This is a genomic window from Scytonema sp. HK-05 (assembly GCF_963872035.1).
In the GTDB taxonomy this organism is placed as follows: Bacteria; Cyanobacteriota; Cyanobacteriia; order Cyanobacteriales; family Nostocaceae; genus Kalymmatonema.
On sequence record NZ_CAWMYC010000092.1, the window covers coordinates 236,113 to 255,494 of the forward strand.

15 protein-coding genes are annotated in these 19,382 nt (G+C 43.3%); 8 read left to right on the forward strand and 7 right to left on the reverse strand.

What is annotated here, in order from left to right; translation table 11 throughout:
* Window positions 1–440 precede the first annotated feature (440 nt).
* A complete protein-coding gene (locus AACT52_RS13285) occupies window positions 441–878 on the forward strand; it encodes a CAAD domain-containing protein (protein WP_073626766.1) in 438 nt (145 codons plus the stop codon).
* Between the two features lie 312 nt (window positions 879–1,190).
* On the opposite strand, the gene AACT52_RS13290 is transcribed toward AACT52_RS13285, so the two are convergent.
* From AACT52_RS13290 to petH, 3 genes are all read right to left on the reverse strand, one after another.
* Complete coding sequence (locus tag AACT52_RS13290) at window positions 1,191–2,210, reverse strand: S-layer homology domain-containing protein (RefSeq protein ID WP_073626768.1); 1,020 nt, start codon at window positions 2,208–2,210, stop codon at window positions 1,191–1,193.
* A gap of 102 nt (window positions 2,211–2,312) precedes the next feature.
* Window positions 2,313–3,650, reverse strand: a complete 1,338-nt coding sequence (locus AACT52_RS13295; protein ID WP_198940799.1) for a homoserine dehydrogenase — start codon at window positions 3,648–3,650, stop codon at window positions 2,313–2,315.
* Between the two features lie 163 nt (window positions 3,651–3,813).
* On the reverse strand, window positions 3,814–5,097 hold the full coding sequence (gene petH / locus AACT52_RS13300; RefSeq protein ID WP_073626812.1) for a ferredoxin--NADP reductase: 1,284 nt from the start codon (window positions 5,095–5,097) through the stop codon (window positions 3,814–3,816).
* A gap of 1,135 nt (window positions 5,098–6,232) precedes the next feature.
* Between petH and AACT52_RS13305 the strand changes: the two genes are divergently transcribed.
* The 7 genes from AACT52_RS13305 (at window position 6,233) to AACT52_RS13335 (ending at window position 14,911) form a co-directional block, all read left to right on the forward strand.
* Entirely contained in the window at window positions 6,233–7,234 is a 1,002-nt protein-coding gene (locus AACT52_RS13305; RefSeq protein WP_073626772.1) for a phosphoribulokinase, read from the forward strand.
* 318 nt (window positions 7,235–7,552) lie between these two features.
* A complete protein-coding gene (gene metK, locus AACT52_RS13310) occupies window positions 7,553–8,815 on the forward strand; it encodes a methionine adenosyltransferase (protein ID WP_073626814.1) in 1,263 nt (420 codons plus the stop codon).
* Window positions 8,816–9,247: 432 nt separating this feature from the next.
* Complete coding sequence (locus tag AACT52_RS13315; protein WP_339374980.1) at window positions 9,248–9,400, forward strand: hypothetical protein; 153 nt, start codon at window positions 9,248–9,250, stop codon at window positions 9,398–9,400.
* 206 nt (window positions 9,401–9,606) lie between these two features.
* A complete protein-coding gene (locus AACT52_RS13320; RefSeq protein ID WP_198940801.1) occupies window positions 9,607–11,334 on the forward strand; it encodes a sensor histidine kinase in 1,728 nt (575 codons plus the stop codon).
* Between the two features lie 64 nt (window positions 11,335–11,398).
* Window positions 11,399–13,069: a protein kinase domain-containing protein gene (locus AACT52_RS13325; RefSeq protein WP_073626774.1), complete on the forward strand. Its 1,671-nt coding sequence runs from the start codon at window positions 11,399–11,401 to the stop codon at window positions 13,067–13,069.
* A gap of 393 nt (window positions 13,070–13,462) precedes the next feature.
* Window positions 13,463–14,410, forward strand: coding sequence for a tetratricopeptide repeat protein (locus AACT52_RS13330; protein ID WP_073626776.1), 948 nt, complete (start codon window positions 13,463–13,465; stop codon window positions 14,408–14,410).
* Window positions 14,411–14,620: 210 nt separating this feature from the next.
* A complete protein-coding gene (locus AACT52_RS13335; RefSeq protein WP_073626778.1) occupies window positions 14,621–14,911 on the forward strand; it encodes a hypothetical protein in 291 nt (96 codons plus the stop codon).
* 136 nt (window positions 14,912–15,047) lie between these two features.
* Here AACT52_RS13335 and recJ read toward each other — a convergent pair whose 3' ends face one another.
* The 4 genes from recJ to AACT52_RS13355 form a co-directional block, all read right to left on the reverse strand.
* Window positions 15,048–17,399: a single-stranded-DNA-specific exonuclease RecJ gene (recJ, locus tag AACT52_RS13340; RefSeq protein WP_073626780.1), complete on the reverse strand. Its 2,352-nt coding sequence runs from the start codon at window positions 17,397–17,399 to the stop codon at window positions 15,048–15,050.
* Between the two features lie 131 nt (window positions 17,400–17,530).
* Entirely contained in the window at window positions 17,531–18,169 is a 639-nt protein-coding gene (locus tag AACT52_RS13345; protein ID WP_073626781.1) for a GNAT family N-acetyltransferase, read from the reverse strand.
* A 26-nt stretch (window positions 18,170–18,195) separates the two neighbouring features.
* Window positions 18,196–18,996, reverse strand: a complete 801-nt coding sequence (locus AACT52_RS13350) for a PD-(D/E)XK nuclease family protein (RefSeq protein WP_233153775.1) — start codon at window positions 18,994–18,996, stop codon at window positions 18,196–18,198.
* Window positions 18,893–19,382, reverse strand: a 490-nt coding sequence (locus AACT52_RS13355; RefSeq protein ID WP_233153772.1) for a hypothetical protein, incomplete at its 5' end; no start/stop codon positions are given. The genes AACT52_RS13350 and AACT52_RS13355, both read right to left, overlap by 104 nt.

The window sequence follows — 19,382 nt, forward strand, 5'->3', positions numbered from 1 at the left end:
ATATAAATGTATTAATCCAGGATGACAGCTTAAAATAGCTTAAATATCGGGTAAAAATCGGGTAAAATCGGCATTTAGACTTGTATAAATGAAAGGTGGACTGATTTTTGCATGATTTGTACTTAGACGAGTACCATTCTTGGCAACTCATAGGGCGTCAAATAGCCCTATATTCAGGATTCTAGTTCATCCAAAAATGAATTTAGAACGCTATTTCCCAGTCATCCTACTACGTTATGGCTGCTACCCTCTGAGTGGTTTTCTACCTTGTAGTTGATGAAGTAATGGTTCAGGGACAATTATGGTTATAGGGAACTAAAACCTCGTTGTACCCCAAAGTCAGTTGTGCTGATGCGCTGGTGCATCGCCTAGTCAACAGCTTTTTGGATGTAACTGTCCGCATTTAAAGTAACTGAAGTGTGAAAATTAAGGAAGCCCAAATGCAAGAACCGGAAATTGTGGAAACTAAGTCTCCAGAGGCAACAGTGCCAAATATCAACAACCAAACAGGAACCATAACTAAACTCCAGCCAACCGCGCAGTCTCAAGATCAATGGCTAAAATACGGAGAACAAGTTTCTGGTTTTTTAGCGACACTGCCCGACTATCTGGGAACCTTCTTTAATAGATACAAACAGCCCCTGATTACCATTGGTTTGATTGTGACAGCCATTGTCACCGTTAGGGTAGTCTTGGCAATCTTGGATGCTTTGAATGACATTCCCTTAGTCGCACCTACCTTTGAGTTAATTGGTATTGGTTACTCTGCATGGTTTGTTTACCGCTATCTACTCAAAGCTTCAAATCGGGAAGAGTTAACCAGTGAAATTGCAGCCCTCAAATCACAAGTTGTTGGCAAACAAATTTCAGAAAGCTAAATAGCTGCTATTGATGCAGTGCTAGAGCCATTCGGGCTTATGCGCTATCAATTTCTTCTAAAGTCCTGGCTCCCTCATTTTACGCCCTCAGACTGGGAGTCCGGGGCTACCAAAACAAAGCCTGCGTAAGCAGGCTTTTAGTTTACAGCGGTTTTCTTTCGGGTGGGCATTGCTTCTTAAAGCTCATCTGGGAAACATTTGAGATATTGGTGAGCAATGCTCACCCTACGATTTCTGGTCTAATCATAAGAATCAGCGCTGTGTGAGTCAGTCCACTCGGTTAATTTTGCTTGACCACTTGCATAGCAAAGCTTAACGAGGCACTCTCACAATGTTCTGAGATTGGATGGGTTGTAACTTTCCCATTCGCACTAAAGCTTGATGAACCATAGCAGCTACCTCAGCACGGGTAGCTTCTTGATTTGGAGCAAATATTTCTGGGTCTGGCTGGTTTACTACAAGACTATTTTCTGTAGCTGCTGCTACCTTATCAAGAGCATATTTAGGAATTTCTTTGGCATCTTTATAGACGCTTAAAAGTTTATCTGGGGAAGAGGGTACTTTCAGATTCAACCCACTCGCAAGAGCAACTAAAACTTGTACTCGTGGAATTTTCTGCTCTGGTTGGAAGGTTTTGTCTGGATAGCCTTTTAAAAATCCAGTACTGATGGATTGGCTAATCGCTGGAGTTGCCCAGAATTCGGCTGAGACATCCTTGAAATCTGCTGAAGTACTATTAACTCTTTTGCCAAAAGCTTGTTGCAAAATGGCAGCAAATTCCGCACGGGTGACAGGCTGATTCGGTCTAAAAGAGTAATCAGGAAAGCCTTTGATTATCCCACGAGAAGAAAGAACATCAATAAAACGCCGTCCCCAAAACTCACTAGGTACATCCGTAAAAGCGAGTGGCGGGGGAATTGTTGGCAATTTTTCACCAGGAGCAACTACAGAATATTGTTGTCTGGTTGTCGTCTGAGAAGATGTTGATTCGTCTTCTGGCTGTGGCTCGTTTGGGGCTAAGTTAGAAACCGGAGGTAACTCATCTTCAAAGGTATTTTGGTCAGTTGGGGATGGAGTGACTGTTGGCTTGACACTAGGAACAATAAATGGAACGACTGGTTGACCAGGCCTAGCGGGGGTAACAGGAGGAGCAGAGGAAGTAGGGGAAGGCAATAGCAAACCATTTATGTTCCAACTAGAATCCTTACGGGAAAATGACCAAAATAAAATCAACCCAATGGTAGAAAAAGCAACAAGAATAGCGATAAATTCATCAAAGCCAAGGGTATTTCTTTGAGATGACTTTGGATCTGAAGGAGGGATATCTGTCATCTTTTTGGGGGTAGGGAATAGGTTTGAGGGTCTTAGGTAATAGGTTACAGCTTTCAGGTTACGGATTCATTAAATTCCCCCTGTCCACTATAACCTTTGTTTTCAAACTACTCGCAGCAAGCTAGGGATACTGTCTACTGCTGTAAGGGTTTGAATTTCTGTTAATGCTTGCCGAAAATCACCTTCTTGGACATCGTGAGTGACAACAACAATTTCTGCTAGTTCTCCCTGAAAGCCTGTTTGAACGATAGACTCTAAGCTGACTCCGTGGTTGCCAAAGCAAGTTCCCAATTTGCCAATCACTCCAGGTTGGTCTTTTGTAAGAAAACGAGCGTAAAATCGGGTGACAAGTTCTGCCATTGGCACAATTTGGCAGTAGTCTTGATGTGCGCAAGCAAGCAGCGGATTTAGTGCTGTTTTGCTCTTTTTGAGTGCTGCTACTAAGTTCAAAATATCCGATGATACAGCACTAGCAGTTGCACCAGCACCAGCACCAGGACCAAAAAACATCACCTGTCCTATAGGTTCGCCTTCGATCAAAATGGCGTTATTTACGCCGTTAATGCTGGCTAAGGGGTGTGCTTTAGGAACTAAGGTAGGATGGACTCTGACTGAGATCAGAGGAGATGAGGGAGATGAGGGAGATGAGGGGGTCGTTCTGTTGGCGATCGCCGCAAGCGGCGCTGCGCTTTGCGCAATCGCCAGGAGTTTGATCACAAATCCTAATTTCTCGGCATAAGCAATATCTGTCTTGCTGACTTGCCGAATCCCCTCACTGTAGACATCTTTTAACTTGATGCGTCCACCAAAGGCTAATGATGCGAGGATGGCTATTTTATCTGCGGCGTCTAAGCCATCGACATCAGCAGTGGGGTCAGCCTCAGCATAACCTAAGCGTTGGGCATCCGCTAAAACATCGCTAAAGTTACCACCTTCTGTTTGCATCCGTGTGAGGATGTAGTTCGTCGTGCCGTTAATGATACCAGTGACGGTGTGTATGCGGTTGACACTTAAAGATTGCTTCAACGGTTGAATGACTGGAATACCACCACCAACGGCGGCTTCCAGCATGACGTATACGCCAGCTTGATTTGCTGCTGTGAAGATTTCATCACCAAAACGGGAAATCACTGCTTTGTTGGCAGTCACCACATGCTTGCCATTTTGAATTGCCTTCAGGATGAGCGATCGCGCCTTTTCCAGTCCACCCATCACCTCGACCACAATATCTACCGCTGGGTCACTGACAATTGCTTCTAAATCTGTTGTCAATACGGAATCTGGCAATGTGACTGCGCGGGGTTTGTCGAGCGATCGCACTCCCACGCGATAAATTTCTACTTCCTGTAACAACGGGTGACGAAAACTTTTATCTTGTAACAATTGCACTGTACCCGTTCCTACAGTGCCTAATCCCAGTATTCCCAGCTTTACACCCACAAGATTTATACCAATTTTATATTTTGGATTTTAGATTATGTTGTCAAATACACAACAATTGTAGGTAGGGCATATGCCCTACCTACAGATTATCTTTATTTAATTTAGTCTATAGCCTTTTGTCAAAAGTCTAATGACTCATGGCTCATGACTCATGACTAAATTAGTAGGTTTCTACGTGCCAACGACCAGCTTTCTTGAGGTTTTTCTGGTAATCACTCCAAGTTACGCCTTCTTTTGCAGCTGCGGCTGTCAGCGCTGCATCGATACCATCTTCCATACCCCGCAAACCACAGATGTAGGTGTGGGTTTTCTCTTCTTTAATCAACTGCCACAGTTCATCTGCGTGTTCTGCTACGCGGTCTTGGATATACATTCTGCCACCTTGTGCGTTTTTCTGTTCGCGGCTGATGGCATAAGTTAGGCGGAAATTATCGGGATACTTCTGTTGGATTTCTTCTAGTTCTTGCTTGTAAATGATGTTGGGAGTTGTGGGGATACCAAATATCAACCAAGCAAACCCATTAAACTGGTATTCTGGGTTAGCGGCTCTTTCGTTGTCCTTGAACATCCGCCACAGGTAAGCCCGCATAGGCGCAATACCTGTTCCTGTCGCCATCATGATCACTTTGGCATCAGGATCAGCGGGTAACAACATTTCTTTACCCACAGGACCTGTGATTTTTACGTCGTCTCCTGGTTTGAGGAAACACAGGTGAGTCGAGCAAACACCGTACACTGTTTCAGCAGTTTCTGGGTGCTTGTACTCCAATTGACGGACGCAAAGCGATACTGTTTTGTCATCCACATCATCGCCATGGCGAGTCGAGGCGATCGAGTACAGTCTGAGTTTTTCTGGCTTGCCGTTCTTGTCAACACCGGGTGGGATAATGCCGATACTTTGACCTTCTATATACCGCAAATCACCGCCGGATATGTCGAATTTTAGGTGCTGAACAATACCAATTCCGCCTTCTTGCACTAACGCTTCATTAGATATGCATTTTCCTACAAATGGAGCGTTTGGACGGTAAATATTGACGGGAACGTCAGCGTGGGCGTCTTTTTTAGCTTTCGCTTGAGTCATGGTGTTGCCTTCTTTATCCTTTTTCTTGGGCTGTTCCTCAGCTACAGGTGTGGCTTTACCATTTGCAATGTTAGCAGTCTCACCAGATGTGGCGTTGCTCGTGGAAGCTTTACCGTTAAGTTGGTCCACAGCACTCAAAGGCTGAATGCTAACAATCTTGCCACCTAGGCGAGTGATACGCCGCATCTCCTGATTCATACGGTTGTAAGGCACTCTGATGAATACACTGCCACTGTTACGAATTTGGTAGCTCGTTTTATCAGTTTCTTCGCTCTGACGCAGACCCACCACTTCGTATACGAAAACGCGGCTACCTGATTCTGTGTTGGCAGCACCTTCAACAGCACCTTTAATGTACATTTCTTCTACCACTCCGATGTCTACTTAACCTTTTCTGGAAAACCCTTCCCAGCACTATGCGCCAGCTTTAGTTTACCTGATTTTGGCTTGACAAAACTGGCGCTTTTGGGAAAGCGGCATCTCTAGCCAATGCTTTGCGACATACACTCACCAAAGACAAGCAGGAATTGCAAAAAAACACACCTGTTCACCTTCTAAATTAGACGATAAGTCTTTTGGAGAATGTTAATAATGAGTCAATTTAATTTTTTTTCCTGAAGTACTACCTCTAAAGAGGGAGATAACTTCTTACCACTTGTTAGGTAGATAACCCTAAAGAGCGTTTACCTTGGAGAATATCAATCACGAGTATATTGTTTGCGATTCGTTTTACTTCTCCAATTTTGCAATTTTCCCTCTTTCCACAGAAAATGAGTCTGGGAGTTTTAGACAGAATATTATTTGCTGAATTTTCATCCCCCATTATGGGTATTTCCAGAATTGAGGCATACTCCAGCTACTAAATTCTGATAGAGAGAAACCTTACATAAGCAACTAAAATAAGTTTTACTTGATGTGAAAAATCTGTCAACCACTATGAGCGTGTCATGCTAGATTTTTCTACCTCAAATTTGAGCATATACGCAAAATTACTGCAAGAATGACTTTTTTGGTCACTTGCTCAAGTCTGTCTCGAAATTTCTGATTTCCATCTAAGCGAGCATTGTTCACAAATTAGAATTCAAAGGAGTCAATTTTCTTTGACAAAAAAATTGAAAAGAAAAAAGATACCGTATAAACTTATTTATATGGAGTCACAAGCAAAGACTTCACAAGACCACGCCTGTTATAGGTGGTTGTAAAAATTTTGTTCGGTTCCTACTGGGTGGAAAACTGATTGAAAGGAAATACAGCAAGCCTTGTATAGAGTACTCCATTCTGTTACAATCCAATATAACACTAGGATTAAATACTTACCAGTAACGAGTTCAGACAGATGAGACAGGTGTCTGCAGCCACTGTGTTGTGTACCCGTTTGATGTGTCATAGCGCTGCTGGAGGCGACAAAGCAGGATAAACCGTTGAAGGATACTCCTAGCTGGAAAATTGTTGTGAGAAAAATTATTGATTCATCTTTAGTATCTAGAGGAGATTTATGAGTAAGCCGGAACGCGTGGTATTGATTGGAGTCGCTGGAGACTCCGGGTGCGGTAAATCTACTTTTTTGCGTCGCCTGATAGATTTATTCGGTGAAGAGTTAATGACAGTCATTTGCTTAGATGACTATCACTCATTAGACCGCAAGCAGCGCAAAGAAACAGGAATAACTGCACTTGACCCAAGAGCAAACAATTTTGACTTGATGTATGAGCAAATCAAAGCGCTCAAGAATGGTCAAGCAATTGATAAGCCAATTTACAACCACGAAACCGGCAACATCGATCCACCAGAGCGAATCGAGCCGAATCACATTGTAGTGGTTGAGGGGTTGCATCCTTTGTATGATGAGCGCGTGCGCCAACTTATCGACTTTAGTGTATATTTTGACATCAGCGATGAAGTCAAAATTGCTTGGAAGATTCAGCGAGACATGGCAGAGCGCGGTCACCGCTATGAAGATGTCTTAGCTCAAATCAATTCCCGTAAACCTGATTTTAGCAAGTACATTGAACCACAAAGAGAGTTTGCTGATGTGGTTCTCCAGGTATTGCCCACAAACTTAATTAAAGACGATAAAGAGCGCAAAGTTTTGCGGGTACGTATGCTCCAGCGGGAAGGCAAAGAAGGCTTTGCCCCAGTCTACCTGTTTGATGAAGGGTCAACAATTCAGTGGACTCCCTGCGGACGCAAACTGAGCTGTTCTTACCCTGGTATGCAACTGTACTATGGCTCAGATGTGTACTATGGTCGTTACGTCTCTGTGTTAGAGGTAGATGGTCAATTTGACAATCTGGAAGAAGTGATTTACATCGAAACTCATTTGAGTAACACATCCACCAAGTACAAAGGTGAGATGACTCAGTTGTTACTCCAGCACCGCGAGTATCCAGGTTCTAATAATGGAACTGGTTTGTTCCAAGTTCTAACAGGTTTGAAAATGCGTACTGCTTACGAACGGTTGACATCCAAGGAAGCAAAGCTAGCTGTTAACGTTTAGTGACAGTTGGTGTATTTGTGTCGAAGCTTTTGGGGGTGCTTACGGGTGTCCCCCGATTTTTTTATAGCTGTACGGGACGCTTTACAGATTATAGGTTAGATTTTTTTCTGTGCTGTGTCCCTGATTTCCTAAACAACGATAAACCAGTAGGGTAACTTTTATCTATCTTTAAAATAATCACTCTTAAGTAGGAAGTTTTATAAAAATCGCATAACTACGAAGTAGGATTGTAAAAATATTGTTATGATTGCAGATTAAAGTGGCTGAACTAAACGCTTTGTTTAGTCAGTTGGAAAACCTTCTATGGAGGAACTACACTTGTCTCGTCGTTATCTATTTAGCTCCGAGTCAGTGACAGAGGGACATCCAGATAAAATCTGCGATCAAATCTCAGATACCATTCTAGATACCCTTCTCTCACAAGATCCCAGTAGTCGTGTTGCTGCTGAGGTTGTGGTAAACACTGGTTTGGTATTAATCACTGGTGAAATTACCACCAAGGCAAATGTGAATTATGTCAATCTCGCCCGCAAAAAAATTGCCGAGATTGGTTACACCAACGCTGATAACGGCTTCTGTGCCAACAGCTGCTCGGTGATTGTCGCATTGGACGAACAATCGCCTGATATTGCCCAAGGTGTTAACACTGCTCAAGAAACCCGCGAGGAGCAGAGTGATGAGCTATTTGACACAATTGGTGCTGGCGACCAAGGTATCATGTTTGGTTTCGCTTGCAACGAAACACCAGAACTGATGCCGTTGCCCATCTGTCTTGCTCACCGCATTGCTCGCCGACTGGCTGCAGTCCGTAAAACAGGTGATTTGCCGTACCTGCGTCCTGATGGGAAAACGCAAGTCACCATAGCATATGAAGACGGACGACCTGTAGGGATTGATACCATCCTGATTTCTACTCAGCACACAGCTACCATTGGTGACATCACTGATGAGGCAGAAGTGCAAGCCAAGATTAAAGAAGACCTTTGGTCAGCGGTGGTAGAACCTGTCTTTGGAGACATTGATGTTAAGCCAGATGAGCAAACTCGCTTTTTGGTTAACCCCACAGGCAAGTTTGTCATCGGCGGTCCTCAGGGAGATTCTGGTCTGACCGGACGTAAAATCATTGTTGATACCTACGGTGGCTACTCGCGACACGGCGGTGGAGCTTTTTCTGGCAAAGACCCCACCAAGGTAGACCGGAGTGCGGCGTATGCCTGTCGGTATGTGGCGAAAAATATTGTCGCCGCAGGATTGGCAGAAAAATGCGAAGTTCAGCTGAGTTATGCGATCGGTGTAGCACGGCCGGTGAGCATTATGTTGGAGACTTTTGGCACGGGTAAAGTCGATGACCAAATCTTGCTGGAAGTGGTCCAACAGCATTTTGAACTGCGTCCAGCGGGCATTATCCATGCCTTCAATTTACGCAACCTGCCCAGTGAACGAGGCGGACGTTTTTATCAGGACGTCGCGGCTTACGGTCATTTGGGGCGGAGCGATTTAGATTTGCCTTGGGAGCGTACCGATAAGGCGGAATTGTTGAACCAAGCAGTCAACAATTTACTGTCGGCTGCGGCTGTATAAATACAGTCAGGAGTTAGGAGCTTGAATAAGTTTAACTCCTAACTCCTCAGATTCCTGGAACCCCCCTTTCCTTGGGGGGCTCTTAATGATTTGTAATATATAATAGAAAAGTTTTTTAGAATCGAACCTTGTAGTGGCAGGATTTGTGATAGTATGCTAGCTTACCTGCAGTGCCAGTAAATTATAGCAGTTCTCGCTGTTTGTGTAATAGAAATATTGTGGGGTAGGGATCTTGCTCGCCCGAATTTAGAACGGGCTGTGCGGAGCATCACACAAGAATCTAGAACTGTAGTATTCTATTCAATTGAAAACCGCTATATGGATGGCTACATGACGCTGTCAATAGCCTGATTAATCATATAAAAACTGCTCAAATATAATAGAAATCGTGCAAAGTATACTAATGACTGAAGACAGCGAGAAAAATAAAGTATGTGTATCGTCAACAGAAAGTATAGTTTCCCAGAAGGGCAGGAAGAGTTGCTAAAAGCAGAAAATAAGCACAAAGGAACAAGCGAGTATAAGCCCTTAAAAAGCATGAAAGATGTAGATGCTTTTTGGGCGGCTTTGTGTAGACTAGAATAAGGGCGCTTTATAAAAAGTTCATAATTTCTACTTTAAAAATTAGCTTTTCTTTGAAACTTGAAACTTCATCCTTAAGTAGGAAACGCTTTGCTTCTGTTAAAAAAGAAGATAATGATAATGTAGTAGGTGTTAATCAAAAATTGAACAAAATCTGAGCTTTGATACAAATCCGATAATTTTTGCGGGAGGGCAAGGAGATTTGAGGAATGCAAACTCAAAAGCCAACCGCTGTTGACAGCAATTGGGAAATAACACAAGTGTCAGCCGAACAGCCCTCTACCGAGGATGAACTCCCGACTATAGAATTTCCCTCCCGAGGGAAACTCAAAGCAAGTTCTTGGCGCATTCATCAGAAGATTGGCTATGGGTACTTTCTGGCAATTGGAATTGGCTTTTTGGGTTCACTGACTGGGTTTGTCATCGCTAATTACTACCGGGGGATAGAAACGGGGCAATTAAGTCATGCCCAGTTTCAAACAAAAATGCTTGGTAGCTACAAAGATGCCTTAGTAGATGCACAATTGAATAGCTCAAAGTTGGTTGCTTTAGTGGACGATCCAAAACGTCTTTATAGCAAAAGAGCCGAATTTTTAAACAGTGTTGAGAAAGCTAACAGGATTGAGAAAAACATTACGGATTTCATAGACAGCAAGCCAGGAAAGCTAGCAGCAACGGAAGACACTCTACGAACTATATTGAATGACTACTCTAGTAACCTAAAATTTTACGTTATTCAAGTTGAATCAGTTTTGCAGCAGCTTGAGCAGCAGCCACAAAATCAACAGGAGATTTCCTCCGCACGAAACAAGTTGCTGGATATTATGAACGGTGGAACAACCACGCGGCTAGATGAGCTAACTCAACAATTGAGCCGTATCTTGCAAAGTGCCCAACAGCAAGAGCAGGGAATAGCAAGAGGCGTGGAAATGGCAAAAGGAATCGAGAGATTAATTGCTGTAGTGAGTATGCTGCTGTCGGTAGCTATTGCCGCAATTGTAGCATGGCGTACTTCTCGGGCGATCGCCGAACCAGTCATCCTGGTGACTCAAGTCGCGGAACAGGTGGCGAAAAAATCTAACTTTAATTTGCGAGCCCCTGTCAGCACCGAAGATGAAATTGGATTACTCGCCAAATCTCTCAATCGTTTGATTGAACGGGTATCACAGCGTACAAAAGAACTACAACAAGCAAAAGAACTCGCAGAAGGAGCCAGCAAAGCAAAAAGCCAGTTTCTCGCCAATATTAGCCATGAGTTACGCACCCCGTTGAATGCCATCATTGGCTTGAGCCAACTGCTTAAAGATGATGCTGCTGATTTTGGAATGACAGAAGATTTTATTGAGGATCTTGAATCTATCAATGGTGCGGGTAGGCATTTACTGACATTAATCAACGACATCCTCGACTTATCACGAATTGAAGCGGGGAAAATGACTTTCTACCCAGAGACATTTGAACTCGCCACGCTCATCAATAACGTTGTCCTAACAGTTAAGCCTTTGGTGGAGAAAAATGCCAATGTTTTAGAAGTGAATTTTCATGGCGAACTTGGCATTATGTACACTGACCAGACTAAGCTACGACAGGTGCTGTACAATCTCCTAAGCAACGCTGCCAAGTTTACCACCAACGGCAAGGTGACACTGATAGTCAACAAGGAAATGCTAGACTTCCACGGGAACGATGCTCCTGGAATGATCACGTTTACTGTTCAAGACACAGGCATTGGTATGTCCTCTGAACAACAGCAACAGCTATTTCAACCTTTTAGCCAAGGGGACGCTTCAACAACAAAAAAATATGGTGGTACTGGATTGGGATTAGCAATTAGCCGTCACTTTTGCCATATGATGGGTGGTGAAATTTTTGTTAGAAGTGAACCTGGAGTAGGGTCGATTTTCACTGTTCGCCTTCCACTGATAGGTAGGGATTAGTTTTCTGGAATCAGTCGGTTTTCTTTTGTAGAAGAATCAATCTGCTGGAGCAAAGACACTCGCCATGATGGTTGTCGCCATGATTCATCCAGGAATGTTACTTCAAGGACGCTACAAAGTTGTCCGTCAAATTGGTGGCGGTGGTTTTGGTAAAGTGTTTGAGGTGGATGATAACGGCACGACAAAAGTATTGAAAGTTCTCAGTCTAGAGCGTTTCCACAACCCGACAATCAAACTCAAGGCGATCGCCCTATTTCAACGAGAAGCCGAATTATTAGCTCGCCTAAAGCACCCTGGTATTCCACGTGTAGAGCCAGATAGCTCTTTTACTTGGTCTGATGGCAATGGTGAAGCGTTACACTGCATCGTGATGGAGAAAATAGCAGGTTCTAACTTGCAACAGTGGTTGCAAGCTAGAGGAAATCAACCACTCACCACAGAACAAGCACGCGAATGGTTAATCCAACTGGTAGAGATACTTAACGAACTGCATCAGCACCAGTATCTGCACCGCGATATCAAACTCTCTAACATCATGCTGAAACCTGATGGGCAATTGGTGCTGATTGACTTTGGTGCTGTCAGGGAAGTGACAACGACTTACCTGGAAAAACAACAAGGCAAACAAACCGGCACTGTACTTGTTTCTCCTGGGTTCACCCCTCCAGAGCAAGCTGAGGGTTATGCTGTTCCACAATCAGACTTTTTTGCTCTAGGACGAACTTTTGTCTGTTTGCTGACTGGAAAATCTCCTCTCGATTTTCCCAAAAACTCGGAAACTGGGGAATTAATTTGGCGTGATCATCTAACTGATGTTTCGCCAGAATTAGCAAACTTAATTGACCGCCTTATAGCGCCTTTCCCCGGACAGCGACCTCAAAATTGCCAAGAAATATTAAATCGGCTCCAAGGCAATCAACAAAGTTCTCAATTATCCCAAGATAGAGGAGATACTATACCAGGGACAGGGTTTGGAGTCAGTTATTTAGCGCTGAAGCGCTTACTACAAAATACATTTACTCTTCAATTTAAGTCAGATGAACGACTAGCTGATAAACAGAAAACAACACAGGATAAATTATCAAAAAAACGTAGTTTTCAGTTTTTGCTAGCTGGCTTTTTGGTTTTGAGCAGTGGGGGCATTAATTTGTGGAAATATTCACCAGAGATAGCTTTTAACCTCAACGGTTGGGGATTTGCCAAATATCAGCAGAAAAGTTTTGACGTTGCCAAGATATATTATCAATTGGCTCTATTTTTTAACCCAAAGATGCCAGAAGCTGATTACAATTTAGGCTTACTTTATGAAGACAAAAATAAATTTGCTCAAGCTCGTGTTGCTTATAAAATAGCTGTGCAAAAGGGTTACGACAGAGCTTACAATAACTTAGCGCGTTTACATATTTTAGATAAAGAATATACAACAGCAGTGACGCTACTACGAGAGGGGCTGCCATTTGCTTACGATAACAAAGCTAAATATGCAATGTTGAAAAACTTGGGGTGGGCGTATTTAGAACTAGGGAATTATCAAGAAGCTGAAAATTCTCTTCAAAAAGCAATTCATATCAAGAGCGATCGCGCTGCAGCATATTGCCTGCAAGCCAAAGTTTTAGAAAAACAACAAAATAAGCAAGGGGCATTTTTGGCTTGGAGAAATTGCATGAAATATGGCAATTCTGGAACTCCAGAGGAAAAACAGTGGGTTAATGAGGCGGCGAAAAATATTAATTGAGGATAACTTAGAATTCTGAACTACTTCATCAATAAATCTAGAAGATTCACTCATCTGTTGCCAAACGTCAAGAAGAATGAAATGAAACCACAGATGGACACAGATGGACACAGATAAATAACTAGTGTACATCTCGTGTGCATCTGTGGTTTTAAATATCATGATATGACTTTTGCAAGAAGTCTAATATTGAAGAATTATTCTATTTATAAATATAGCCGTTTTTAACTGAGTGCAATACAGACGTTTGTAGGGGCACGGCAATGGTATGCCTATACATGTGATGTATGCCACACCAGAAGCAGTATTATATTCCCAAGCTGAATTCAGAGTTCTTTGTTGGTAAGTTACATTGTAATCAGTCCGCAGTTCTAAAACCTCAAGGACTAAATAATGAAGTTTAGTGCACTACCAAAAAACTGGAAAGCAAAGAGTAGAAAAGCTAAAATTTCCCTTTGGTTTTTTGCTGTTTGCTTGTTGCTTTTGATATTGATAGCACCAATTATCCCAGCAGCACTCAGCACTCAAGTTAGTCAAATACCGATTATTGCCCAGTGCAGACGCGCCGAAAGTGGCGATCCTCGCAGTCCCATCAACCCGGATATTCCCTACGTCATTAGTCCCCGCCTCACATTGCTACTAACTGACAAGCCGAGGCTACGCTGGAATCAAGTTTTGGGTGTCAAAAGCTATGATGTCAGTTTACAAAAAGGTGATTCAGTTGTTTGGCAAACAAAGGTGAATACCAATGAAATTGTGTATCCTGGGAAACCAGAACTGCAACCTAGCGGGGAATATTTGCTGATTGTTAAAGCTGACAACGGTAAGTTTTCAACAGATGAAAAACCAAATGCAAGGGGTTTTAGCCTATTGTCAAAGCAAGAAGCGCAAGTTGTGAAAACAGCCATTGCCCAACTGAATAATCAGCAAGTTTCCGATAAAGTAAAAGCTTTGCAAAGTGCTTTTTTTTATATTGGTTCTGACCTAAAATCAGAGGCGATTGAGACGCTAGAAGCTTTGATAATTGGTGGTAGTAAAGAGACTTCCGTCTCTCGAAAGCTTGGCGAACTCTACTGGCAAGCAGGAGTCAGTGTGCTTGCTGAGACTCATTATTTAAATGCACATAAACAGGCGATCGCGAGTAAGGATATGGTACAGCAAGCCCAGATTGCTGAAGCTTTGGGCGATTTGTATGTCGCGGTAGATGACCAAAAAGCTGCCATGAACTGGCTGACTCAAGCACGAGATAGTTACAAAACTTTAGGTAACAAGCAAAGAGTAGAGGAACTGGAGACGTACCTTAAACAATTGAAATCTACATCAGATCGTGTGCAATCTTAAGGAAATCTAAAAATTTGCTCTGGTGCTGTAGTGTTTGCAGAGACGGGAAGGGAGGCGGGTGAAGTTCTTCGTTTTTTATCAGTGTTCATCAGGACATAGATATGAGTTCTGATACGAATATCCGAAATGGTGTGATTTCAGCGGGTATATATATTTGTCTTTAGTCAAAGTGAATGTATTTAGGAAATTACCCTTAAAGAGGAGCATCAAATGACTAACCAAACACTACCCCAAAATCAAAATACCCGTAAAGCGGAAGCGGAAAAGTTACTAGAACACGCGAATAAACAGTTAGGGGAAGCTTTAAAAGCTTATCAACAGGCACTAGATATCTATCAGGATATTGGCGATAAGGGAGTTGCCACTCTCATCTCTTATCTTATTTCTCAGACGATAATTCCGAATGTTCCTAGCACAGATAAGTCTGGTGATTCTAAAATACACTTAAGTGTTGCCAGTGGCATTATAGCTAATCCGCCGATTGTGGACGATTCTCAGTAAAGGAAAAAATGACCAAAGGAAGTATGAAGGATAAAGGTTGAAGGATGAAAAATTTTCATACTTCATACTTCATCCTTCTAATAACTAATATTGCTCTTCTCACTAGCCTACTCATCATACTTTTGCAAGAAATCTATTATGAAATATGAACGATCGCCTCAATAGTAGATAAAGGTACATCAGCAAAGTACTGTTGCTGAAACTGTTCTTCGCGTACGGCGGCTAAAAATTGTGAAATACCAGCTTCTGCAAGAGTTGATTCTATGGCTGAACCTTGGGTGAAAAGCAAAAAACGGTCTTGACGTGTGATTTTGAAACCCAAATATTTTAAACTTCTTAACCCTAAAAGTAAGGCTTGGTCACCTATACCCAATTTTTCCAATAACTCGACGCGGGTGACTGATAGATTTGTGCGACTGAGGTATTTGGCAATTCCCACAAGGGTAAGCCAGATTTGTTCTGGTGGTTTGGGGTCGGGTTTAGACCAAGCCAGCGCCAAGGGTTGTTGGTTGTGAAGCGATCGCCTCAACCAAACCCGTAAATCGTCCCAACTGGTTGGACACTCTTTAATCACAACTGCTAAGTCCTGAGTACTGAGTGCTGAGTCTTTTTCTAATAATGGGTTACGCCAGTCTAGTATAAGTGCTGATTGCTGATTGCTGATTGCTGATTGCTGACGCGAACGGACGGCTATCAGTCGGATTTCATAGCGTTTTTTGAAGGTGTTGTAGTCCAGTTCAGCAATACAATCACATCTTCCTAGAGGTAATTCATCCTTATAATGTCCCCACCACACACCAGGAAAAGGGCTTCTCGTCGAATCATCCCGAATGTCAAACTCGGCTTTTATGTACTGTACCTTTTTCCCCTGCGAATCTTGTTGATTGCGATGCCAAGCATTTTCAAACCAGCAGTTTTCAATCAGTAGTTTCGGAACTGGGTTCCCCATTCCACAAGGTTCTAGTAGTTTCAGTTCCAAAAATAACTCTTTTCCCAAGTCTGCAACTGTGACAGCTAAGTCTGCTTGCACAGTTGGTGTCAGGGTTGCACCTCCCAATGATTGGCGCAACCTTTGGTTAATTGCTTCTGTAAATAATGGAATATTTTCTACTGGGAGACTTAACCCTGCTGCATAGGGATGTCCACCAAATCGATGCAACAAATGTGCCTGGTCTTTTACCAATTGATATAAATCGACCGAGTTCACCGAACGCGCAGAACCACGGGCTAGGGATTGGGGATTAGGGATTGGTGATTGAGAAGATTCTTCCCCAGCCCCCACTCCCTCGGTACTCAACAAAATCGTCGGACGTCCTGTCTCCTGTGCGACTTGTCCTGCGACTAACCCCAAGACGCCAACAGCCCATTGAGGGTCTTCCAGAACGATGACGCTAGTCGTTGATAAGTCCATTTTGGAAAGCTTTTGCGCGACTTGTTGGGCAACATCTTTCTGCAAAGATTTGCGACGGGTGTTTGCTAATTCTGTGACTTCTGCTAGTTCCTTGACACGCTTTTGGTCGCGGCTTGTGAGTAATTCCACGCAAAAAGAAGCATCGCCTTGAATGCGGCTGACAGCGTTAATTCGGGGACCCAAACCGAAGGAAATATCTGTGGGGCGATCGCCACTTTTCTGGCATAATTCCAACAATCGCCCGACTCCCGGACGCCGTCTTTCTCCTGGTGGTTTTTTAAAATCTTCTTGCAGTCGCCCAATTCCCAATTGTGCCAAGTAGCGACAATCTCCACTCAACTGCACCAAGTCAGCAATTAACCCAACCGCTACTAAATCTAATAAATCCTGTAGCGGTTGTTGCGGGATATTTGGCAGGGTTTGATAAAAAGCTTCGACTAACTTGTAAGCCACCGCCACCCCAGAAAGATGAAATAGCTGATGTGTCTGTGGCAAATAGCGGGGGTTAATAATTGCCGTTACGGGTGGACGTTCTGGAGGTAAAGTGTGGTGGTCTGTAACTATAACATCTATCCCTAGTTGCTTAGCATAAATAATTTCACTAATATTTGTACTGCCAGTGTCACAGGTTACAATTAACTGAAATCCTTGTTTTGCTAGCTTCTCAATTCCTTGACAGTTCAGCCCGTGGGATTCTGTCAACCGATTGGGAATGTAGTAAATAAGCTGCGTGTTTTGGGTAAAAAATTGTCCCAAGCCATCCCACAGGACAGCAGTAGAAGTGATACCGTCAGCGTCAAAGTCTCCCCAAATGGCAACTTTTTCACCAGCGTCTCGTGCTTGTTGCAACCGTTCCACCGCCAGATGCATTTCTTGCCCAAACTCAAACGGACTTGCAGGTTGATAAGTTTTTGTATTGACAAAAGCCGCTAATTGTGGTTTATCTCGTATTCCTCGTTGCCACAACAATTGTGCAGCAAAAAGTGCACCTGATGTGGGTGTATATTGCTTCACAGCTTGGATGAACCATTCTGGGGGTTGTTCAGTTGTCGCGAGAGTCCACTGTTGTTCTGGCATATGGAGATAACAAATCTATTCATAAAAACCGAGTTTTGAGAAATGAAGCACAGATGGACACAGATGGACACAGATGATTTATCTGTGTCCATCAGCGGTTCCAAATACTAAATCATGATTTTGGCAGTAAGTTAAACCGGCGCTTGTTCTTCCGAGGAGTGATCACTCACTAAAGTATTTAGGGCGACTTCACTAACAACTCCATCCGACTTGTTGCGTGGTCGCATTGCAGGACGAGAACGCTTGTAACCCGCCCTTTCAGCTTTTTGGTGTTCGTATTCAATCAGTCTGCCATAGTAGTCGTGGCTGCTTAAATTCATCGACAAGAAAACATGCTGGCGGACATTACCAAAACCCTTACGGTTGAAAAACTTCACGGCGGGAACATTTGCTGGATCTGTGTCTACCAGCATGAAACGCGCCCCATCTTCAATCATGCGTGCGATCGCCTTATCAACCAGCTTGTCTCCCACGCCGCAACGCTGAAACTTAGGACTGACTCCTAACCAGAGGATGTAACCGTAAGTCCAGGTTGCTTTGGTAATAATAGTTCCTAAAATGAACCCTGCTAGTTGCTCATCAACTTCTGCAACAAGACAGTATTCTGGATCAGTGTTATAAAGCCCTATCACCTCCCATTCGTCCCAGCAACGATATAAATAGGGGTATAAATCGCTGGTAAATAACTCTTCCCCTAAGTGATAGACAGGGGCTATGTCATCTATTCCTAATTCGCGGACATAAACCGCTTCAGTATCATCAAATTGCATAAAATAATCAAGAAGTTATCTGTAATTTACAGCATCACTTCTTGAATGCTAGCTAGATTCAGTAGGTTCGTGTCTACCGCTGTCGGAGACTTTGCGGCAGATATCTGTTCGGGAGTGGCTTGCAAGCGATCGCACCGCCTTGTATACTGACAGTAATCACAAGCTTTGCTACCTTCCGGCTCTTGCGGAAAAGGCTTTCCCTGGTAATAACCTTGCAGCCAATGTGTTAATTGACTGAGGAGTTGATTCAGTCTTTTTACTGTTTGTTGGTGCTTAAGAGTGTTGTAACTAAATTTAATACTTTGCGGTTTGCCTTCGGATTGGACAAACCAGTAAGTCATAGAAATATTTTCTGGCAGATAATCGCTGGTTTCAGCTAATACATACAAGTAAAGACGTGTTTGCCAGTTTTGTTCCAACTTGCCTTTATTCGGCGGTTTGGGATAAGTTTTCCAGTCCAGAATTTGTGCTTGCAGGTTATCTGCAATCAATAAATCATAGATAACCGTGAGTAAATAGTCTTGAACTTGCAGAGTCCGGTAGTGTTCGCTTTCACGGAAATGGCTACCAGGTACAGGTGTTAAAATTTCTGGTGCTGCATTGGCAAAAGCTGTCATCCAGCTTTGCAGTTGGGTATCCTCTTGTAGGAAAGTATCAATGGGTAAACCCATTTCTCGCTGTTGCATCAGCAAGTGAAAGCGGCTACCTAAAGTCTGCCGTTCCTCATGTTCTGGATCTGCGGGAGAATGGAGTTGTTCTAGGTAGGTGTGTTGAAATTGACGCGGACAACGTTCTAAGAGGTTGAGTTGTCCTTGCGAAAGTCGCAAGAGTTGTGTTTGAGTTGAAAGCATACTTATATTTTAGAAGCTGATCGCCTTGGACAGAGGAGCGATGTCTGATGACAAGCCCTTCGGGTATGCCTGAGCCTATGGCTAACGCCACGCCTATCGCCGTATGCGCAAAGCGTGCCGTAGGCATAGACGCAGCGTCTCGGGAGGAGATACGGCACATCTGAGTGCTAGCTTTTGCGTAGCGTGTCCCTTTGGATCTCAGCGCGGCTTGCGGCGATCGCGTAGTAACAGTAATAATGATTGCGATTGCCTTCGGCAGTGCCCCTTGGGCGATCGCAAGGTATTTACTTTGCTGATGATAGTTAACGCTATCCGCTAAGTAATGGACAAGACTGGACAACCAGTACTGTCTAGTACAGAGA